The sequence below is a fragment of the Amorphoplanes digitatis genome (assembly GCF_014205335.1).
Taxonomy (GTDB): domain Bacteria; phylum Actinomycetota; class Actinomycetes; order Mycobacteriales; family Micromonosporaceae; genus Actinoplanes; species Actinoplanes digitatus.
This window is the reverse complement of the sequence record NZ_JACHNH010000001.1, coordinates 630,167-645,661: the sequence shown is the minus strand read 5'-3', so window position 1 is coordinate 645,661 and position 15,495 is coordinate 630,167. Positions and strand designations below refer to the sequence as shown.

Annotated in this window: 18 protein-coding genes; 10 read left to right on the top strand and 8 right to left on the bottom strand. The window is 72.2% G+C overall.

Annotated features, from left to right (window positions below; genetic code table 11):
- The first annotated feature begins 60 nt into the window (after nt 1-60).
- On the top strand, nt 61-1,689 hold the full coding sequence (locus tag BJ971_RS03025) for a tetratricopeptide repeat protein (RefSeq protein WP_184989580.1): 1,629 nt from the start codon (nt 61-63) through the stop codon (nt 1,687-1,689).
- Here the strand turns inward: BJ971_RS03025 and BJ971_RS03020 are convergent.
- The gene (locus BJ971_RS03020) at nt 1,679-1,894 is read right to left on the bottom strand and encodes a biotin/lipoyl-binding carrier protein (RefSeq protein WP_184989578.1); all 216 of its coding nucleotides are present in this window, start codon (nt 1,892-1,894) and stop codon (nt 1,679-1,681) included. The two genes, BJ971_RS03025 and BJ971_RS03020, sit on opposite strands and share 11 nt — an antisense overlap.
- Nucleotides 1,895-2,036: 142 nt before the next feature.
- Here BJ971_RS03020 and BJ971_RS42595 point away from each other — a divergent pair, with 142 nt between their 5' ends.
- Entirely contained in the window at nt 2,037-2,111 is a 75-nt protein-coding gene (locus tag BJ971_RS42595; RefSeq protein WP_369814844.1) for a 50S ribosomal protein bL37, read from the top strand.
- A gap of 73 nt (nt 2,112-2,184) precedes the next feature.
- Here BJ971_RS42595 and rsrA read toward each other — a convergent pair whose 3' ends face one another.
- The 5 genes from rsrA to BJ971_RS02995 form a co-directional block, all read right to left on the bottom strand.
- Nucleotides 2,185-2,463, bottom strand: coding sequence for a mycothiol system anti-sigma-R factor (gene rsrA, locus BJ971_RS03015; RefSeq protein WP_184998606.1), 279 nt, complete (start codon nt 2,461-2,463; stop codon nt 2,185-2,187).
- A 5-nt stretch (nt 2,464-2,468) separates the two neighbouring features.
- Nucleotides 2,469-3,302 carry a sigma-70 family RNA polymerase sigma factor gene (locus BJ971_RS03010; RefSeq protein ID WP_377885260.1) on the bottom strand — a complete coding sequence of 278 codons (834 nt, stop codon included), beginning with the start codon at nt 3,300-3,302 and terminating at the stop codon, nt 2,469-2,471.
- A gap of 70 nt (nt 3,303-3,372) precedes the next feature.
- Entirely contained in the window at nt 3,373-3,975 is a 603-nt protein-coding gene (locus tag BJ971_RS03005; protein ID WP_184998605.1) for an alpha/beta hydrolase family protein, read from the bottom strand.
- Between the two features lie 11 nt (nt 3,976-3,986).
- Complete coding sequence (locus BJ971_RS03000) at nt 3,987-4,382, bottom strand: WhiB family transcriptional regulator (RefSeq protein ID WP_239087604.1); 396 nt, start codon at nt 4,380-4,382, stop codon at nt 3,987-3,989.
- 229 nt (nt 4,383-4,611) lie between these two features.
- The gene (locus BJ971_RS02995) at nt 4,612-5,301 is read right to left on the bottom strand and encodes an SOS response-associated peptidase (protein WP_184989574.1); all 690 of its coding nucleotides are present in this window, start codon (nt 5,299-5,301) and stop codon (nt 4,612-4,614) included.
- A 68-nt stretch (nt 5,302-5,369) separates the two neighbouring features.
- Between BJ971_RS02995 and aroA the strand changes: the two genes are divergently transcribed.
- The 6 genes from aroA to BJ971_RS02965 all read left to right on the top strand — a co-directional run bounded on the left by aroA (nt 5,370) and on the right by BJ971_RS02965 (nt 11,015).
- The gene (gene aroA / locus BJ971_RS02990) at nt 5,370-6,662 is read left to right on the top strand and encodes a 3-phosphoshikimate 1-carboxyvinyltransferase (protein WP_184989572.1); all 1,293 of its coding nucleotides are present in this window, start codon (nt 5,370-5,372) and stop codon (nt 6,660-6,662) included.
- Entirely contained in the window at nt 6,635-7,717 is a 1,083-nt protein-coding gene (rsgA, locus tag BJ971_RS02985; RefSeq protein WP_377885266.1) for a ribosome small subunit-dependent GTPase A, read from the top strand. Before aroA ends, rsgA begins: the two co-directional genes overlap by 28 nt.
- Before the next feature lie 63 nt (nt 7,718-7,780).
- Nucleotides 7,781-8,584, top strand: coding sequence for a histidinol-phosphatase (gene hisN, locus BJ971_RS02980; protein ID WP_184989570.1), 804 nt, complete (start codon nt 7,781-7,783; stop codon nt 8,582-8,584).
- Between the two features lie 81 nt (nt 8,585-8,665).
- Complete coding sequence (locus tag BJ971_RS02975; protein ID WP_221479064.1) at nt 8,666-9,532, top strand: hypothetical protein; 867 nt, start codon at nt 8,666-8,668, stop codon at nt 9,530-9,532.
- Nucleotides 9,533-9,673: 141 nt separating this feature from the next.
- Nucleotides 9,674-10,447, top strand: coding sequence for an ATP-binding protein (locus BJ971_RS02970; RefSeq protein ID WP_184989566.1), 774 nt, complete (start codon nt 9,674-9,676; stop codon nt 10,445-10,447).
- Between the two features lie 10 nt (nt 10,448-10,457).
- A complete protein-coding gene (locus tag BJ971_RS02965; protein ID WP_184989563.1) occupies nt 10,458-11,015 on the top strand; it encodes a DUF5709 domain-containing protein in 558 nt (185 codons plus the stop codon).
- Here the strand turns inward: BJ971_RS02965 and BJ971_RS02960 are convergent.
- Together BJ971_RS02960 and macS are read right to left on the bottom strand one after the other, a co-directional pair.
- Nucleotides 11,012-11,641 (bottom strand): response regulator, encoded by a 630-nt coding sequence (locus BJ971_RS02960; RefSeq protein ID WP_184998602.1) that lies wholly within the window; start codon nt 11,639-11,641, stop codon nt 11,012-11,014. The genes BJ971_RS02965 and BJ971_RS02960 overlap by 4 nt on opposite strands.
- Nucleotides 11,642-11,677: 36 nt before the next feature.
- The gene (macS, locus tag BJ971_RS02955) at nt 11,678-12,799 is read right to left on the bottom strand and encodes a MacS family sensor histidine kinase (RefSeq protein WP_184989561.1); all 1,122 of its coding nucleotides are present in this window, start codon (nt 12,797-12,799) and stop codon (nt 11,678-11,680) included.
- Between the two features lie 209 nt (nt 12,800-13,008).
- On the opposite strand from macS, the gene BJ971_RS41945 reads away from it, so the two are divergent.
- Both BJ971_RS41945 and BJ971_RS02945 read left to right on the top strand, forming a co-directional pair.
- Nucleotides 13,009-14,067 carry a carbohydrate-binding protein gene (locus BJ971_RS41945; RefSeq protein ID WP_184989559.1) on the top strand — a complete coding sequence of 353 codons (1,059 nt, stop codon included), beginning with the start codon at nt 13,009-13,011 and terminating at the stop codon, nt 14,065-14,067.
- A gap of 109 nt (nt 14,068-14,176) precedes the next feature.
- Entirely contained in the window at nt 14,177-15,412 is a 1,236-nt protein-coding gene (locus BJ971_RS02945) for a glycoside hydrolase family 16 protein (protein WP_184989557.1), read from the top strand.
- Nucleotides 15,413-15,495: the final 83 nt, after the last annotated feature.

The window sequence follows — 15,495 nt, the reverse complement described above, 5'->3', positions numbered from 1 at the left end:
GATTCGTCGCCTAGGCTCGCGTCGGTGGCACACGGCGTGCCACGCAGGGAAGGCGTGGTCATGGATGATTCCCGGCACTCCGCCGACCGCGACCTCGAGCAGGCCCGCGCGGCGCTCGAACGCGGTGAGATGCACCACGCCGCCGATCATCTGGCCGGCGCGATCGCGCACGCGCCCACCCTGCCGGAGACACACGAACTGCTCAGCCGCCTCGCCGCCCGCGCCGACGGCGGCCTGGAACTCTTCCCGCTCGAGCAGCACGCGTTCGTGGGCACCGTCGTCGCCCGGGCGCACCTGCTCGCCGCCGCGGGCCGGCCCGAGGACGGGCTGCCCCTGCTGGTCGCCGCGAGCGGGCACACGCCCGGCGTCGACTGGGCGGGCGTGCCGTGGGTCATCGCACCCGAGCTGGGCGCCCGGATGGAGCCCGGGCTGCTGGCCCAGATCGTCATGCAGCTCTGCACCGCCATCGGCGACCCCGTGCCCGAGGCCGGGCGCGACGCCCTGCGGCCCTACCTGACGCTGGTCCGGCACGCCGTCGACGCCCACCCCGAGCAGGCCATGCTGCTCGGCGCGGGTTCCGCGCTGGCCCGCCGGCTCGGCGAGGCGAAACTGGCCGTGGAGTGGGCGGTGCGCGGCGCCCGGATCCGGCCGTCGAAGCTGGCGGAGATCTGGCTGGGCTACGCCTACCGCAGCGCCGACCGCATCCCCGAGTGCCTCGCGGCCCTGCGCCGCGCGGTCATGTACGACCCCGAGGACCTCTCCGTCTACGCGGACATCGCCGGCACCCTCGCCGACCACGGCCGGCTCGACGACGCGCTGGCCTGGGCCGACCGGGCGCTGGCCAAGGACCCGGAGTTCGACTGCGCGGTGCACACCGCGCACCGGCTGCGGTACCGCGCCGACGGCGACCTGGCGCACCTGGTCCGGCTCGCCGACTTCCAGCGCGACCACCCGGACGCCACCCACGAGCACACCGACCTGGCCGACTGCTGCGCCGACCAGCCCTGGCTGAGCAGGGTGCCGACCGCGCCGACCATGACCTCGGACCCGGCCCGGGAGCCGTTCGTCGCCGGGCGGCCGACCGAGGCGGCCGTGCAGCGGCTGCACCGGCTCGCGCACCCGCTGTGGCCGCACCCGCCGGCCGCCTACGACGCGGCGCTGGGGCTGGTGCTGGTCGAGCCGGAGGACCTGCTGGCGCTCATCGCCTGCCCGCCGCCGGCGCCGGACAACGAGGTCGGGCGGGCGCTGGCGGCGCACGACCCGGCGCTCTGGGCGCGCTGCGCGCAGGTCTGGGCCTGCCTGGGACTGCTGCACCACCGCACGGACGAGCCGTGGGCGCGGTCCGCCCGGCGCCGGATGCTCGTCGAGCTGGCCGGCGGCGGCACGGATCAGATCACCGAGGCCGCGCTCTTCGCCCTGGTCACGAGCGCCTGGGTCGAGCCGGACGCGCGGGCCGACGTGGCGGAGCTGGTGACGCGCCGGCTCGACGAGGTCGCGGGCACGCACCACCCGATCGCCTGGTCGGTGGCGCACCTGGCGCTGGCTACCCCGGGACTCGAGCCGGACGTCCGGGAGCGGGCCGCGGCCGTCATGCTGGAGGAGGAGGATTTCACGGTGCCGCTGATGCCGCGCCAGCGCCGATTCGGCGTCCGCCTCCGGCGCTGGCTGTCGGGCCGCACTACTCGATGACGGCGATCAGGTCGCCTTCCTGGACCACGTCGCCCTCGTTGACCGCCAGCTGAGCCACGACGCCGTCGGACTCGGCGAGCACGGGGATCTCCATCTTCATCGACTCGAGGATCACCAGGGTGTCACCCTCCTCGACGTCGGCTCCTGCGGCGGCGACGACCTTCCACACGTTGGCCACCATCTCTGCTCGGATCTCGTCGGCCATGGTGCAGTCCTCCCAGTCGGCGCTACTCGGGTGAACGGTATCCAATCATGGTGGCGCCGTGCGGGCATATGGGGCGTGACGGGGCGTCGTTCCGCCGCCGACTACCATCGGCGAGTTGGCGTGCGGACGAATGGAGATCGACATGGCGAAGAAGTCTCGCAAGAAGAAGGCCAGGAAGAAGAGCGCGGCGAACCACGGCAAGCGCCCCAACTCCTGAGCCGTGGACGACGGGAAGGGCCGGCAGCGATCGCTGCCGGCCCTTCTTTGTCGCCTTTACCGCCGCCGTGGTCTCAGGGGAGATACTCGCGCGTCTCCACCTCGACCACGTACTCGCTGAGCTTGATCCGGAGCCGCTCCCGCAGCTCCTCCGGCGCCGTCTCGTCGCCGCAGCAGCGCGCCACCAGGGCCTTGACCTCGTGCTCGATGCCGTACTCCCGCAGGCAGTCCGAGCAGTCGTCGAGGTGCTTGTGGATCAGCTGCCGCCGGTCGTCGCTGCACTCCAGGTCGAGGTACAGGTAGACCTCGCTGATCACTACGCTGCAATCGGTCTTGTGCTCGTCGTCGTTCACGTCGCTCACGCCTCCTGTGCGGCGCTCGCGCCGGAGCTGCGGGTGATGCCGCGGTCGATGGCGTACTGCTCGAGCATCTTGCGCAGGTTGCGCCGCCCGCGGTGCAGGCGGGACATGACCGTGCCGATCGGCGTGTTCATGATGTCGGCGATCTCCTTGTACGAGAAACCCTCGACATCAGCGAGGTAGACGGCCAGCCGGAAGTCCTCGGGCAGCTGCTGCAACGCGTCCTTGATATCGCTGTCGGGCAGCTTGTCCAGCGCCTCGGTCTCGGCCGAGCGCAGGCCCGCGGAGGTGTGCGACTCGGACGAGGCGAGCTGCCGGTCCGAGATCTCCTCGGTCGGCGCCTGCACGGGCTGACGCTGCCGGCGCCGATAGGAGTTGATGTACGTGTTGGTGAGGATGCGATAGAGCCAGGCCTTGAGGTTCGTGCCCTGCTCGAACTGGTGAAAAGCCGAGAAGGCCTTGAGGAAGGTCTCCTGCACGAGGTCCTCGGCGTCGGCGGGGTTACGCGTCATGCGCAGGCCCGCCGCGTACAGCTGGTCGACGAACGGCAGCGCGTCGCGTTCGAAGCGCGCGCGGCGCTCCTCGGCCTTCTCGCTGCGTTCGGTCCGTTCGGTCCGCTCTGCTGGCGTCACCCGCAAGTCTCCCCTCGACCGCCACGCCGAGGATACGGGTTGTGTCCCGCTCGGCGATTCGAAAACCGCCGGAGTGCCGACTCTCACCGATGACCGTACGCCCGCCGGCGCCGCCGCCGGCCACTCGGGCGAGCGCAGCAGGCCGCTCATCTGGCGGGCCCGCAGACCGTCGCGCTCCACGAATCCGGTTTCGGCTCGCACTTTGGGGTACCCCTTCCGACACACAGCCATCCGGCTTGTGCAACGGCGGCGGGGCGGCCCGCATTCCGGCTCAGCGGGCCCAGCTGTTGGCCGCCAGCCAGGAGGCCACGATCTCGGCCGTCCCGGGCAGGTCACGGCGCAGATCGTGCACCGCGCCCGGGCGCACGGCGACCTCGACCCGGCCGACCGGCTCGGGCACGCCGAACGGGTCCCGGTCGCCGTTGACCACCAGGGTCGGCAGGTCCGCCGGCAGCTCGCCGGCGCGGCTGCGCTCGGGCCTGCCCGGCGGGTGCAGCGGAAAGGCCAGGGCGAGCACGCCGGCCGCACCGAGCGCGGGCGCCGTGCGGCAGGCCACCCGGGCACCGCTCGAGCGGCCGCCCAGGACGAGCGGGAGGCCGTCCACCCGGATCTGCGACACCACCGCCGTCCAGGCCTCGTCGAGATGGCCGGCCGGTGCGGGCGCGCGGCGGCCGGCGACCCGGTAGGGCTGGGTCACCAGCGCCACCCGGACCCCTGCGGCGACGGCCACGTCGTGCACCGCCGTCAGGTCGGGCGCGTCGACGCCGCCGCCGGCACCATGGCCGAGGACGAGCATGCTGACGGGCGGGCCGACCGGGTCCGTGATCCGGATCCCCGCCGGCCCGCGCGGCGTTTCGATGAAGGAGCTGTCCACGACTCCTATGTCTAGCGGCTTATCGGCACCAGCGTGAGCAGGCGACGGTCTTCCTCGTCCGTGCCGTCGTCGACCTCCGCCCCGTCGGGCAGCACCCGTTCGCGCCAGGCGACGAGCATCGCCCGCCGCTCCCTGGGTGTCGTCCCGCCCCAGACGCCGTGGCAGTCACCGACCTGCAACGCCCAGGCGAGGCATGGCCCCTGGACGTCGCAGCCCCCGCAGAGCGCCACAGCGCTCTCGGAGGGTTCGTTCGGAGCCGGAAAGAACGTCTCCGGGTCGACGGTGCGGCAACTGCCGCGGGTACGCCAGGCCTCGTCGGACCTGCGTTCGTCGATCGCACTGAGCAATCTTGGGTCGCGCCTGGCAATGGCGACCTCATGCGGCCGCGGCATTCGAGCACGTGTCATCAGCCCACCTCCCCCGTGGGTGCCGGTAGGGCCGTGACGGTCGGTCCGCACCGTGCGGACCGGCATCACACCGGCCCTGGTTTCTATCGCACGGAAGAAGATCAGAACAAGGGGGTTGTCTATCTCGAAACAATGTTTGCTGATAAAAGTGCCTGCATTTGCCGCAAAAGTCAGCCGCGTTTCGCCGCGAAGCGGCAAATAAGACAGGCGCGCGACATCCAGGATTCAGTCAGAAGAGGGTCGCCTCCGCCTCGATCTCCGGCTCGGGCGCCGTCAGCAGGTGCGGCCCGTTGTTGCGCACATTGCCCACGTCCGGGCGGACCGGTCGGACCTCGATCGCCGCCAGCTCGGCGGGCGACATCGGCCGCAGCAGGCCGGGCGCGTCACCACCGCCGGCCAGCCACTCGGGCCAGCGCTCCCGGGGCAGGATCAGCGGCATCCGGTCGTGCACGGCGGCGAGGCCGCCCAGCGCGGCGGTGGTCAGCACGCTGCACGTCAGGGTCTGCTCGCGCCACATCGTCCAGATGCCCGCGAACGCGAGCACGGACGAGTCGGCCGGCGTCATGTAGAAGGCCTGGCGCTTTCTGCCGTCGCGGACCCACTCGAACCAGCCGTCGGCCGGCACCAGGCAGCGGCGGCGCTGGAACGAGGGCGCGAACGCCGGCGAGGTCGCCACGGTCTCGGCGCGGGCGTTGATCATCCGGGCGCCGGCCCGCGGATCGTCCGCCCAGGGCGGGATCAGGCCCCAGCGCGCGGTGTCGACGACCCGGGCGTCGTGGCGCCGCGACATCCGGACCACCGGCACCGGGTCGGTCGGCGCGACATTCCAGCTCGGCGCCAGCTCCTCGGCGACGGTCACCGCGTCGAAGAGCAGGCCGAGGTCGGCCTCGCTCCGCGTCGTCGCGTACCGCCCGCACATGGCAGCGACCCTACGCCGCTCGCGTCTTTCGTGTTGCCCCGCGCAGGCTGTCGTACCCGACCGGCAGAATGGGGGCCGTGACTACTCAAGCGCGTCCCTGGACGGCTCCCGTCGCCGGTGGCCCGGTCGCCACCACGGTGCGGCTGCCCGGGTCGAAATCCATGACCGCGCGGGCCCTCGTGCTCAGCGCGCTAGCCGACGGGCCGTCCGAGATCCGCCGCCCGCTGCGCGCCCGCGACACCACGCTGATGGCCGCGGGGCTGCGCGCGCTCGGTGTCACGATCGACACCGGATCCGACGAGCTGTGGCGGGTCGAGCCGGGCACCCTGCGCGGGCCGGCCCGCATCGACGTCGGCCTGGCCGGCACGATCATGCGCTTCGCGCCGCCGGTCGCCGCGCTGGCCGACGGCACTGTCACCTTCGACGGCGACCCGCACGCGCGCAACCGGCCGCTGCGCCCGATCATCGAGGCGCTGCGCGCGCTCGGCGCCGACATCGACGCGTCGCCGACCGGCGGGCTGCCCCTCGTCGTGCGCGGCACCGGCCTGCTGGCGGGCGGCGAGGCGATCATCGACGCCTCCGGGTCCAGCCAGTTCGTCTCCGGGCTGCTGCTCTCCGCGCCCCGCTTCGCCAAGGGCCTGATCCTGCGCCACGAGGGTCCGCCGGTGCCCTCCGCGCCGCACCTGCGGATGACCACACACATGCTGCGCGCCGCCGGCGCGACGGTGGACGAGAGCGTGCCCGACGTGTGGACGGTCGAGCCGGGCGGGCTGCGCGGCCGCACCTGGGACATCGAGCCGGACCTGTCCGGCGCGGCGCCGTTCTTCGCCGCGGCAATGGTCACCGGTGGCACGGTCACGCTGGCCGGCTGGCCGCGCGACAGCTGGCAGCCGGTGGGCCGGCTGACCGAGCTGCTCACCGCGCTCGGCGGCGAGGTCGGCCAGAGCGACGAGGGGCTCACCGTGCGCGGCACCGGCGCGCTGCACGGCATCGAGGCCGACCTGTCAGAGGTCAGCGAGCTGACCCCGGTGATCGCGGCGCTCGCGGCCCTTGCCGACTCGCCGTCCGAGCTGCGCGGCGTGGCGCACATCCGCGGACACGAGACCGACCGGCTCGCCGCGCTCGCCGCCGAGCTGGGCAAGATCGGCGCCGGCATCGTCGAGCACCCCGACGGGCTGGAGATCACCCCCGGACCGCTGCGGCCGGCCGACTTCGAGACCTACGCCGACCACCGCATGGCACACGCGGCGGCGGTGATCGGCCTCGCCGTCGAGGGCGTGCGCCTCACCGACGTAGCGTGTACCTCCAAGACGCTGCCCGAGTTCCCCGAGCTCTGGGCACACCTCGTGACGGGGGACTGAAACTGCCGGCCAGGAAGCGCGAGTACGACGAGGACGACGTACGGATCAGGCCCGGCCGTTCCTCGCGCCCGCGCACCCGGACCAGGCCCAAGCACGAGGACGCCGTCGACGCCCTCGTCATCACCGTGGACCGCGGCCGTTACGGCTGCGTGCGCGAGGACGCCGAGCACCTGGACGAGCTGATCACCGCCATGCGGGCGCGCGAGCTGGGCCGCAAGTCCGTCGTGGTCGGCGACCGGGTCGCGCTGGTCGGCGACACGTCCGGTGCACCGGGCGCGCTGGCCCGGATCGTGCGGATCGCCGAGCGCAGCTCGGTGCTGCGCCGCACCGCGGACGACGACGACACCACCCCCGAGGGCCGGCTCGAGCGGGTCGTGGTCGCCAACGCCGACCAGCTCGTCATCGTCAGCGCGCTGGCCGACCCGCCGCCACGCACGGGCTTCATCGACCGCTGCCTGGTGGCGGCCTACGACGCGGACATCGAGCCACTGCTCTGCCTCACCAAGGCCGACCTGGCGGGCCCCGAGGCGGTGCTGGACTACTACGCCGAGCTGGACCTGCCGTACGTGCTGGTCAAGCCCGACAGCGACCTGACCGAGCTGCGCGACCGGCTGGCCGGGCGGATCTCGGTCATGGTCGGCCACTCCGGCGTCGGCAAGTCCACCCTGGTCAACCGGCTGGTCCCGGACGCGCTGCGGGCGGTCGGCGTGGTCAGCGCGATCGGCAAGGGCCGGCACACCTCGACCAGCGCGGTGGCGCTGCGCCTGCCCCGGGTCCGCCGCAAGGGCGACCCCGGCTGGATCATCGACACGCCCGGCATCCGGAGCTTCGGGCTCGCGCACGTGAGCGCGGAGAGCCTGCTGCACGGCTTCCCGGACCTGGTCGAGGGCACCGTCGACTGCCCGCCCAACTGCGGACACGCCGCCGGCGACGTGGACTGCGCCCTGGACGCCTGGATCACGGCGGGCAAGGCCGACGCGCGCCGCCTGGCCTCGTACCGGAGGCTGCTGACCTCGCGGGCCGGTGAGCCGGACCCGCGCGATCAGATCGAGTAACGCCCTCCCACCGGCGCCGGTCCTCGATCACGGGGGGCGACCGGATCGGCTAGCGTGCCCGGCATGGCCTCGTATGCCGATGACCTCGCCCTCGCCCACCTGCTCGCCGACACGGCCGACTCGATCTCCATGGCCCGGTTCCGCGCGCTGGACCTGCGCGTCGAGGCCAAGCCCGACCTCACGCCGGTCTCCGATGCGGACACCGCCGTCGAGAAGGCGATCCGCGGGACGCTGTCGCGGGCCCGGCCCCGCGACGGCGTGCTCGGCGAGGAGTTCGGCATGTCGACCCCGCCCGCCGGGCAGGGCAACCGGCACTGGGTGATCGACCCGATCGACGGCACCAAGAACTTCATCCGCGGCGTGCCGGTCTGGGGCACCCTGATCGCCCTGATGGAGGGCGAGCGACCGGTCGCCGGCCTGGTGTCCGCGCCCGCGCTGGGCCGGCGCTGGTGGGGTGCGGTGGGGCACGGCGCCTTCGCCGGCCGGCACCAGCGCGCCGCCAACAAGATCTCCGTCTCCGCCGTGCGCAAGCTCGGCGACGCCAGCTTCTGCTACGCGAGCCTGCCGGCCTGGGAGGAGGCCGGCCGGCTCGAGCCGATGCTCGGCATCATGCGTGACGCCTGGCGCAGCCGGGCCTACGGCGACTTCTACGGCTACATGCTGCTCGCCGAGGGCGCCCTCGACGTCATGGTCGAGCCCGAGCTGTCGCTCTGGGACGTCGCGGCGCTGATCCCGATCGTCACCGAGGCCGGCGGCGCGTTCACCGACCTCGACGGGCAGCGCGCGCCGGGCGACGGGAGCGCCATCGCCACCAACGGTCACCTGCACTCCGAAATCCTCGGACGGCTGACCCGCGCAACGGCCTGACGCACCGATAGTCCTGAGGGGTTGCCGGAGCTGGTCTATTCTCGCCGGGTGATGTCGTCGGGCTGGTTCTATCTCGCCGCGATGATCGCCGCGTACGGGATCGCCAATCTGTTGCAGTCCATGGCGGCCGCACGTACGACCGTGCATCACACCTTCGACCCGCAGCTCCTGGTCCGGCTCGCCTGTCACCGCACGTACCTGCTCGGCCTGTTGTGCCAGGTCCTGGGCTTCGTGCTGGCCTTCCTCGCGCGGCGGGACCTGCCGCTGTTCCTCGTGCAGGCAAGCGTCGCGGCCGGGCTCGGCGTCACCGCCCTGCTCGGCGTCCTGCTGCTGAAGTGGACCCTGCCGGTCGCGGAGGTCGCGCTGCTCATCCTGCTGCTCGGCGGGATCACGGCGCTGGTGATCTCCGCGCAGCCGGCGCAGTCGCGGCAGCTGGGAACGCCGGGGATGATCGGGTTGGCCGGCGCGCTGCTGGCCATCGCGGTGCTCGGCTTCTTCGCGGTGCGACTACACGGCGCCCTCGGCTCCGTCGCGCTCGGTTCCCTGGCCGGCATCGCGTTCTCGGCGGCGGCCATCGCGGCCCGCCCGCTCGCCGGCGAGCAGACGCTCGGCGATTTCTGCGCCAATCCGCTGCTCTATCTGCTGGTCGCGCACTCGATCGTCGGCCAGCTGCTGCTCGGCCTCGCCATGCAGCGCGGCTCGACGACCGCCGCGGTGGCCGCGATGGACGCCGCCGGTGCCGTGCCGGCGGCCGTCGTCGGCCTGCTGTGGCTGGGCGACAAAATCCATCCGGGCCGGGAGTGGATGGCCGCCGTCGGTTTCGTGGTCACCCTGGCTTCGGTGATCGCCATGACCAGGTACGCCGAGCCGCAGCACCACCACGCGACGGCGCATCCGCGCGCGGATCGGCCGAAGGGCAACTCAAGATTGCATCCCGCTGGGCGCTGAGGTGCATGAGACTCAGGCCACGGGGTACCACCTACACAGGCCATACCGTCGTTAATTGGTCATACAGCTAGAAAGCCTCACAACGGGACTGCTACGCGCCGAAATGCGGGAACGACCCGCGTTACGCACAATGGAGCGATCATGTCGAGCGAGGTCCGGCACCTGGTGGACAGCGGGCAGACCTATCCGGTCGTCCGGCTGGCCGGGATCCTCGATGCCGTCACCGCGCCGCTCGTGCGATCCATCCTGATCGACTTCCTGGCCGGCCAGCCCGAGGCGGTCGTCGTCGACGTTGCCGAGCTGAGCGTCCGCGACCCGGCAACGGTCTCCGTCCTGAGCGGCCTCGCCGCGGAGGTCGCCGACTGGCCCGGCAGCCGCCTGATGATCTGCGCGGTCGCGGAGGGCGAGACCTGGAACGGCACCGGGCTGCCGGTCTGGCCCACCGCGGCGGACGCCTTCGCCGCGCTCGGCGCCCCGGCACCGGGACACTTCCTCGACCTCGCCCTGGAGCCACAGGTCGGCGCGGCCAGGCGCTCGCGCCAACTGGTCACCGAGGCGTGTGGCCGCTGGGAACTGCCCGGGCTGGCCGGGCCGGCCTGCACGGTGGTCACCGAAATGGTCAACAACGTCGTCGTGCATGCCCGCACGCCGATGACGGTCCTGCTCGGGCTGCGCGGCGACACGGTGACCGTGGCCGTGCGCGACCACTCGGCGGACGTGCCGCGCTTCTCCGGCGACCCGGTGCCGGTCACCTCGTACGGCGGACGCGGCCTGCTGCTCATCGACTCGGTGGCCCGGCGCTGGGGCAGTCTGCCGCTGACCGGCGGAAAGGTCGTCTGGGCGGTGCTCGAGGGCGAGCAGGAGCAGCCGACGGAAGTCTCCAGCGTGGGTATGGCGGGGCACGCTCGCGGGTAGATTGCGGAACATGCGAGACAACGACTATCCGACCGAAGTCTCCGACCCGGAGGCATCGGGCCTGCCCGAGACCGCCGACGCCGATTCGAACGCGTACGACTCGGTGACCAGCAGCCGATGGGCCGACGGCCGCGATCCGGCCGCGCTACCGGGTGTCGGGCCGGGCGGCTCCAACCGCTTCGGCGACACCCCGGCGGAGGCGCTCCAGGGCGAGCCCCTCGCGTACCACCTGCGCCAGGAGGAGCCCGATTTCGGCGCCGGCGACCCGTCTCCGGACGCCGACCACGCGTACGACGAGACCGTCGAGGACTCCGAGCAGCTCCGCTTCGACGCGGACGTGTGGGGGCCGGGCCCGACCTCGGACCCGAACTCCGCGGTGTCCCTCTACGACGACGGCCAGCTGGACGAGGAGGCACCGCAGCCGGTGGGCCGCCTGGTCGCCACCGACGAGGGCTACGGCTTCGACGACGAGGCGGACAGCATCGCCTACGACGCCGGCGCGGCGGGCGGCGGAGCCAGCGCCGAGGAGCTGGCCATGCACGAGACCAACGCGCCCGACTACCGCTAGTCCAGGCCCTGCTCGATCGCGTATCGGGTCAGCTCGACCCGGTTGTGCAGCTGGAGCTTGCCGAGCGTGTTCTGCACGTGGTTCTGCACGGTGCGGTGGCTCAGGACGAGCCGCTCGGCGATCTGCCGGTAGGACAGGCCCTTCGCCACCAGGCGCAGCACCTCGGTCTCGCGCTCGGTCAGCTTGGGGGTCATGGCGTCCGGGGTGGCCGGCTCCACGGCCAGCCGGCGGAACTCGCCGAGCACCAGGCCCGCCAGGCCCGGCGTGAAGACGGTGTCGCCCGCGGCGGTGCGGCCCACCGCGTCGAGGAACTCGGCCTGCGCGGCGGACTTCAGCAGGTAGCCGCTCGCGCCCGCCTTGACCGCGTCGAGCACGCTCTGCTGCTCGCCGCTGGCGGAGAGCATCAGCACCCGGACACCCGGCACCGCCTCGAGCAGACCGTTGATCACCTCGACCCCCGAGACGTCCGGCAGTTGCAGGTCGAGCACGACGACGTCGGGCCGCGCGGCCGCGGCGATGCGGACCGCCTGCCGGCCCTCGCCCGTGGCGGCCACCACGTCGTAGCCGGCGGCCGTCAGGTCGCGGCTCACGCCCTCACGCCACATCGGGTGGTCGTCGACAACCATGACCCGCGTTCTGGGTGCGTCTGTCACCGGCTCAGCCTATCGGCGCGGCAGCGTGAGCTCGACCTCCGTGCCCTGCCCCGGCGCCGAGGTGATCCGGACAGCGCCGCCCAGGTCGGCGATCCGGCCGCGGATCGACTGGGCCACGCCGAGCCGGCCCTGCTCCTCGGCCTCGTCGAGCCGCTCGGGCGCGATGCCGGGTCCCTCGTCACGCACGCTGACCGTCACCTCGGCCGGCTCGTCCTCGACGAGCACCCAGGCCTTCGTGCCGGGCTCGCAGTGCCGCACCACGTTGTCCAGCGCCGCCGCGACGGCCGCGGCGAGCTCCGCGGCGACGCGGGCGGGCAGCCGGACCGCACCGGCCGGCCCCGCGACCGACACCGTCGCCGACGCGTACGGCTCGAGCAGACTCATCAGGTCCGCCTCGGCGTGCTCGTCCTGTCGTTCGGCGGTGCGGCCCGTGACCAGGGTGCGCAGCGCCGCCTCCTGCTCGCCGGCCAGCCGCGCCAGCTCGCCGGCCTCGCCGTCCAGTCCGGCGCCGCGGCGCTTGACCAGGGCCAGCACCTGTAGCACCGAGTCGTGGATGTCGCGGGCCAGCCGCTCCCGCTCCCGGTTCGTCGCCTCCAACTGGACGGCGCGTTCGAGCCGCTGCTGCGACACCTCGGCGAGCCCGACCAGGTAGCCGACCGCGGTCGCCGCCAGCACCATCAGCACCGTGCCGGTGAATGCGGCCTGGTCGTAGTGCGCGCGGACCGTCAGGTCGGTGATGCCCATGGCCAGGGCGGCGGCGATGCCCCAGCGCCGGCCGCCCGCGACGGCCCACGCGAGCACCGGGGCCACGTGCCAGGCCACCGCGAGCGTCGGCCGGCCCTCCTCCAGCGCGACCCGCCCGACCACCCAGACGCTGGCGGCCAACACGGCCATGGTGATGAGCAGGTCGGCGATGAGCAGCGGCGGCCGGCGCCGGGCCGGCACGGCGTACGCGTACGTGGTGAAGACCGTCCAGCCCGCCATCACCGCCAGCACCGGCCAGGCCAGCATCGGCCGCTCGTACGCGCCGACGTTGCGGACCACCAGGACGGCGACATAGAGGAGCGCGGCGATCCGGAACACGGCGATCGCCCGCCAGAGCGGGGTCTGCAACCCACTCGATTCCGCCATGCCGGAACGATCCCACACGCCGCCGGGCGCCGTCCCGCGCCGATGAGATCAAAAACGGACTCCAGGGTACGGCCGCACTCATTTCGAGTCACCCCGGCGGCTCGAATTCTGAATCTTCGTTTAATTCCATCCACACGCCTTGACGTTTCGACGCAGATCTTCTTAGGTCTCTGCTGACGCATCAGCACCTTTGGCCCCGGAGGTTTCCCGTGCCGCGACACAGCCTGCCGCCGCAACCCACCTGGCTGCGGCCCCGACTAGTCGTCGCATTCGTGGTCGCGACCGCCGGACTGGCCACCGCCATCTGGCTGCCGACCCGCAACGACAGCGCGGACGCCTCGGAACGGGACCGCGCCGGAAACAACGACCGCAGGGACCGCGACCGGACGCCGTCGCTGACGACGTTCGCCGACGACTTCGACGGCAAGCGCGGCAGCACCGTCGACCCGACGAAGTGGTCGCTGAACACGGACCAGGCCGACAACGGGCTGTCCTTCCGGGAGAGCACCCGCAACGCGCGCCTGGACGGCGACGGCAACCTGACGATCGTCCTGCGCCGCGAGGACGAGGGCGGGTTCTCCTCGGCCCGGCTGCTGACCAAGGACCGGCTGCGCGCCACCTCCGGGCACGCCGAGGCCCGGATCAAGACCCCCGAGGGCGACACGGCGCGGCCGGTCTTCGAACTGATCGGCGCCGGCCGGCAGGGCTTCGGCTCGTTCGACGTGCTGAAGGACTCGCTCTCCGACGACTTCCACACGTACGCGGTGGACTGGGCGCCCGGTGAGGCGGTCCTGTCGGTGGACGGCCAGGAGATCTCCCGGATCACGCCCGAGGGCGGCCTGGGCACCGACCAGTCGTTCCGCCTGGCGCTGAGCCTCTCCATCGCCGACGACCGGTCGGGCGACGGCCTCCCGGCACGCATGCAGGTCGACTCGGTCAGCTTCTCGGCCGCGAACGCCACCGAGCCACCGGCCACCGAGCCGCCGGCCACCGAGCCGCCGACCACCGCACCGACGACCGAGCCGCCGGCGACCGAGCCGACCGAGGCCCCCACCACCGAGCCGCCGACCACGGCACCGACGACAGAGCCGACCACCGAGCCGCCCACGACCGCGCCCCCGGCCACACCCGAGTGGGCGCCGTTCACCGACTACGTCGCCGGCCAGCCCGTGAAGTTCAAGGGCGTCGAGTACCAGGTGCTCGAGACGCACACCTCGCTGCCGGGCTGGGAGCCGACCGCGTTGCCCAGTCTGTTCAAGAAGTTGTAACAAAGGGCGGACTCCGGGGTTCCGGAACCAGTCTCTATTGACTGGTGATGGTCAATCTGTAAACACTATTTAAAGTGTTAACACCTCTTCCCCCGGAGGTTCCATCCCCATGCTCAAAACCCGGAAACTGCTCGCCGCGGCCCTTGTCGCGGCGTGCCTCACAGCAGGTCTCGTCTCCACCTCCCGCAACGACACCGCCGAGGCAGCCATCGGCGGCATCACCTGGCAGGACGAGTTCAACGGCTCCGCCGGCGCCCCGATCGACTCCGCGAAGTGGAAGTTCGACATCGGCGGCAGCGGCTGGGGCAACAACGAGCAGCAGTACTACACCAACTCGACGAGCAACGTCTCGCAGGACGGCCAGGGCCACCTCGCGATCACCGCGCGCCGGGAGAACCCCGCGAACTACCAGTGCCACTACGGCACCTGCCAGTACACGTCGGGCCGGATCCTGACCGCCGACAAGTTCACCCAGCGGTACGGCCGCTTCGAGGCCTCCATCAAGGTCCCGAAGGGGCAGGGCATCTGGCCCGCGTTCTGGATGCTCGGCGGCAACAACTGGCCCACCACGGGCGAGATCGACATCATGGAGAACGTCGGCAACCAGCCGAACACGGTCTACGGCACCGTGCACGGTCCCGGCTACTCCGGCGCCGAGGGCATCGGCGGCAACCGCAACATCGGCACCCCGCTCAGCAACGCCTTCCACAACTTCGCGGTGGAGTGGTCGCCCAATCTGATCGTCTGGTTCCTGGACGGCAGCGAGTACTTCCGGGTCACCCCGGCCAGCCTCGGCGGCGACCAGTGGGTCTTCGACCACGCGTTCTTCATGATCCTGAACGTGGCCGTCGGCGGATACTGGCCCGGCTACCCGGACGCCAGCACTGTGTTCCCGCAGACCATGCTCGTCGACTACGTCCGCGTCTCGGCCTGGACCGACGGCACCACGCCGCCGCCCAGCGGCAGCACCGCGCTGCGGTCGAACTTCAGCAACCGCTGCATCGACATCCCGTCGGGCAACCCGGTCGACGGCGCCCGGCTCCAGATGTGGGACTGCAACGGCACCGCCGCGCAGAAGTGGTCCTTCGCGAGCGACGGCACCGTGCGGGGTCTGGGCAAGTGCATGGACCCGGCCGGTGGCGCGCTTGCCAACGGCACGCCGATCCAGCTGGTCACCTGCAACGGCAACCCGGTGCAGCGCTTCACCCTGTCGGCCGCCGGCGACCTGGTGAACGTCTCCGCCAACCGGTGCGTCGACATCAAGGAGTGGAACAGCGCGAACGGCGCACAGCTCCAGCTCTGGGACTGCGGCGGCACCTCCAACCAGAAGTGGACCAAGGCCTGACCCAGGCCGTGAACGACCGAGGACCGGCGGCACACCGATGCCGCCGGTCCTTCGTTTGCGCATGATCGCTAAAGTCCACCGCG

Excerpts from the sequence above, each read along its gene's own strand:
- BJ971_RS02965 (WP_184989563.1), top strand. The coding sequence starts at position 10,458 with ATGCGAGACAACGACTATCCGACCGAAGTCTCCGACCCGGAGGCATCG.
- BJ971_RS02970 (WP_184989566.1), top strand. The coding sequence starts at position 9,674 with ATGTCGAGCGAGGTCCGGCACCTGGTGGACAGCGGGCAGACCTATCCG.
- BJ971_RS03020 (WP_184989578.1), bottom strand. The coding sequence starts at position 1,894 with ATGGCCGACGAGATCCGAGCAGAGATGGTGGCCAACGTGTGGAAGGTC.
- aroA (WP_184989572.1), top strand. The coding sequence starts at position 5,370 with ATGGGGGCCGTGACTACTCAAGCGCGTCCCTGGACGGCTCCCGTCGCC.
- BJ971_RS02960 (WP_184998602.1), bottom strand. The coding sequence starts at position 11,641 with ATGGTTGTCGACGACCACCCGATGTGGCGTGAGGGCGTGAGCCGCGAC.
- hisN (WP_184989570.1), top strand. The coding sequence starts at position 7,781 with ATGGCCTCGTATGCCGATGACCTCGCCCTCGCCCACCTGCTCGCCGAC.
- BJ971_RS02975 (WP_221479064.1), top strand. The coding sequence starts at position 8,666 with ATGATCGCCGCGTACGGGATCGCCAATCTGTTGCAGTCCATGGCGGCC.
- BJ971_RS03025 (WP_184989580.1), top strand. The coding sequence starts at position 61 with ATGGATGATTCCCGGCACTCCGCCGACCGCGACCTCGAGCAGGCCCGC.
- BJ971_RS02945 (WP_184989557.1), top strand. The coding sequence starts at position 14,177 with ATGCTCAAAACCCGGAAACTGCTCGCCGCGGCCCTTGTCGCGGCGTGC.
- BJ971_RS03000 (WP_239087604.1), bottom strand. The coding sequence starts at position 4,382 with ATGACACGTGCTCGAATGCCGCGGCCGCATGAGGTCGCCATTGCCAGG.
- BJ971_RS02995 (WP_184989574.1), bottom strand. The coding sequence starts at position 5,301 with ATGTGCGGGCGGTACGCGACGACGCGGAGCGAGGCCGACCTCGGCCTG.
- macS (WP_184989561.1), bottom strand. The coding sequence starts at position 12,799 with ATGGCGGAATCGAGTGGGTTGCAGACCCCGCTCTGGCGGGCGATCGCC.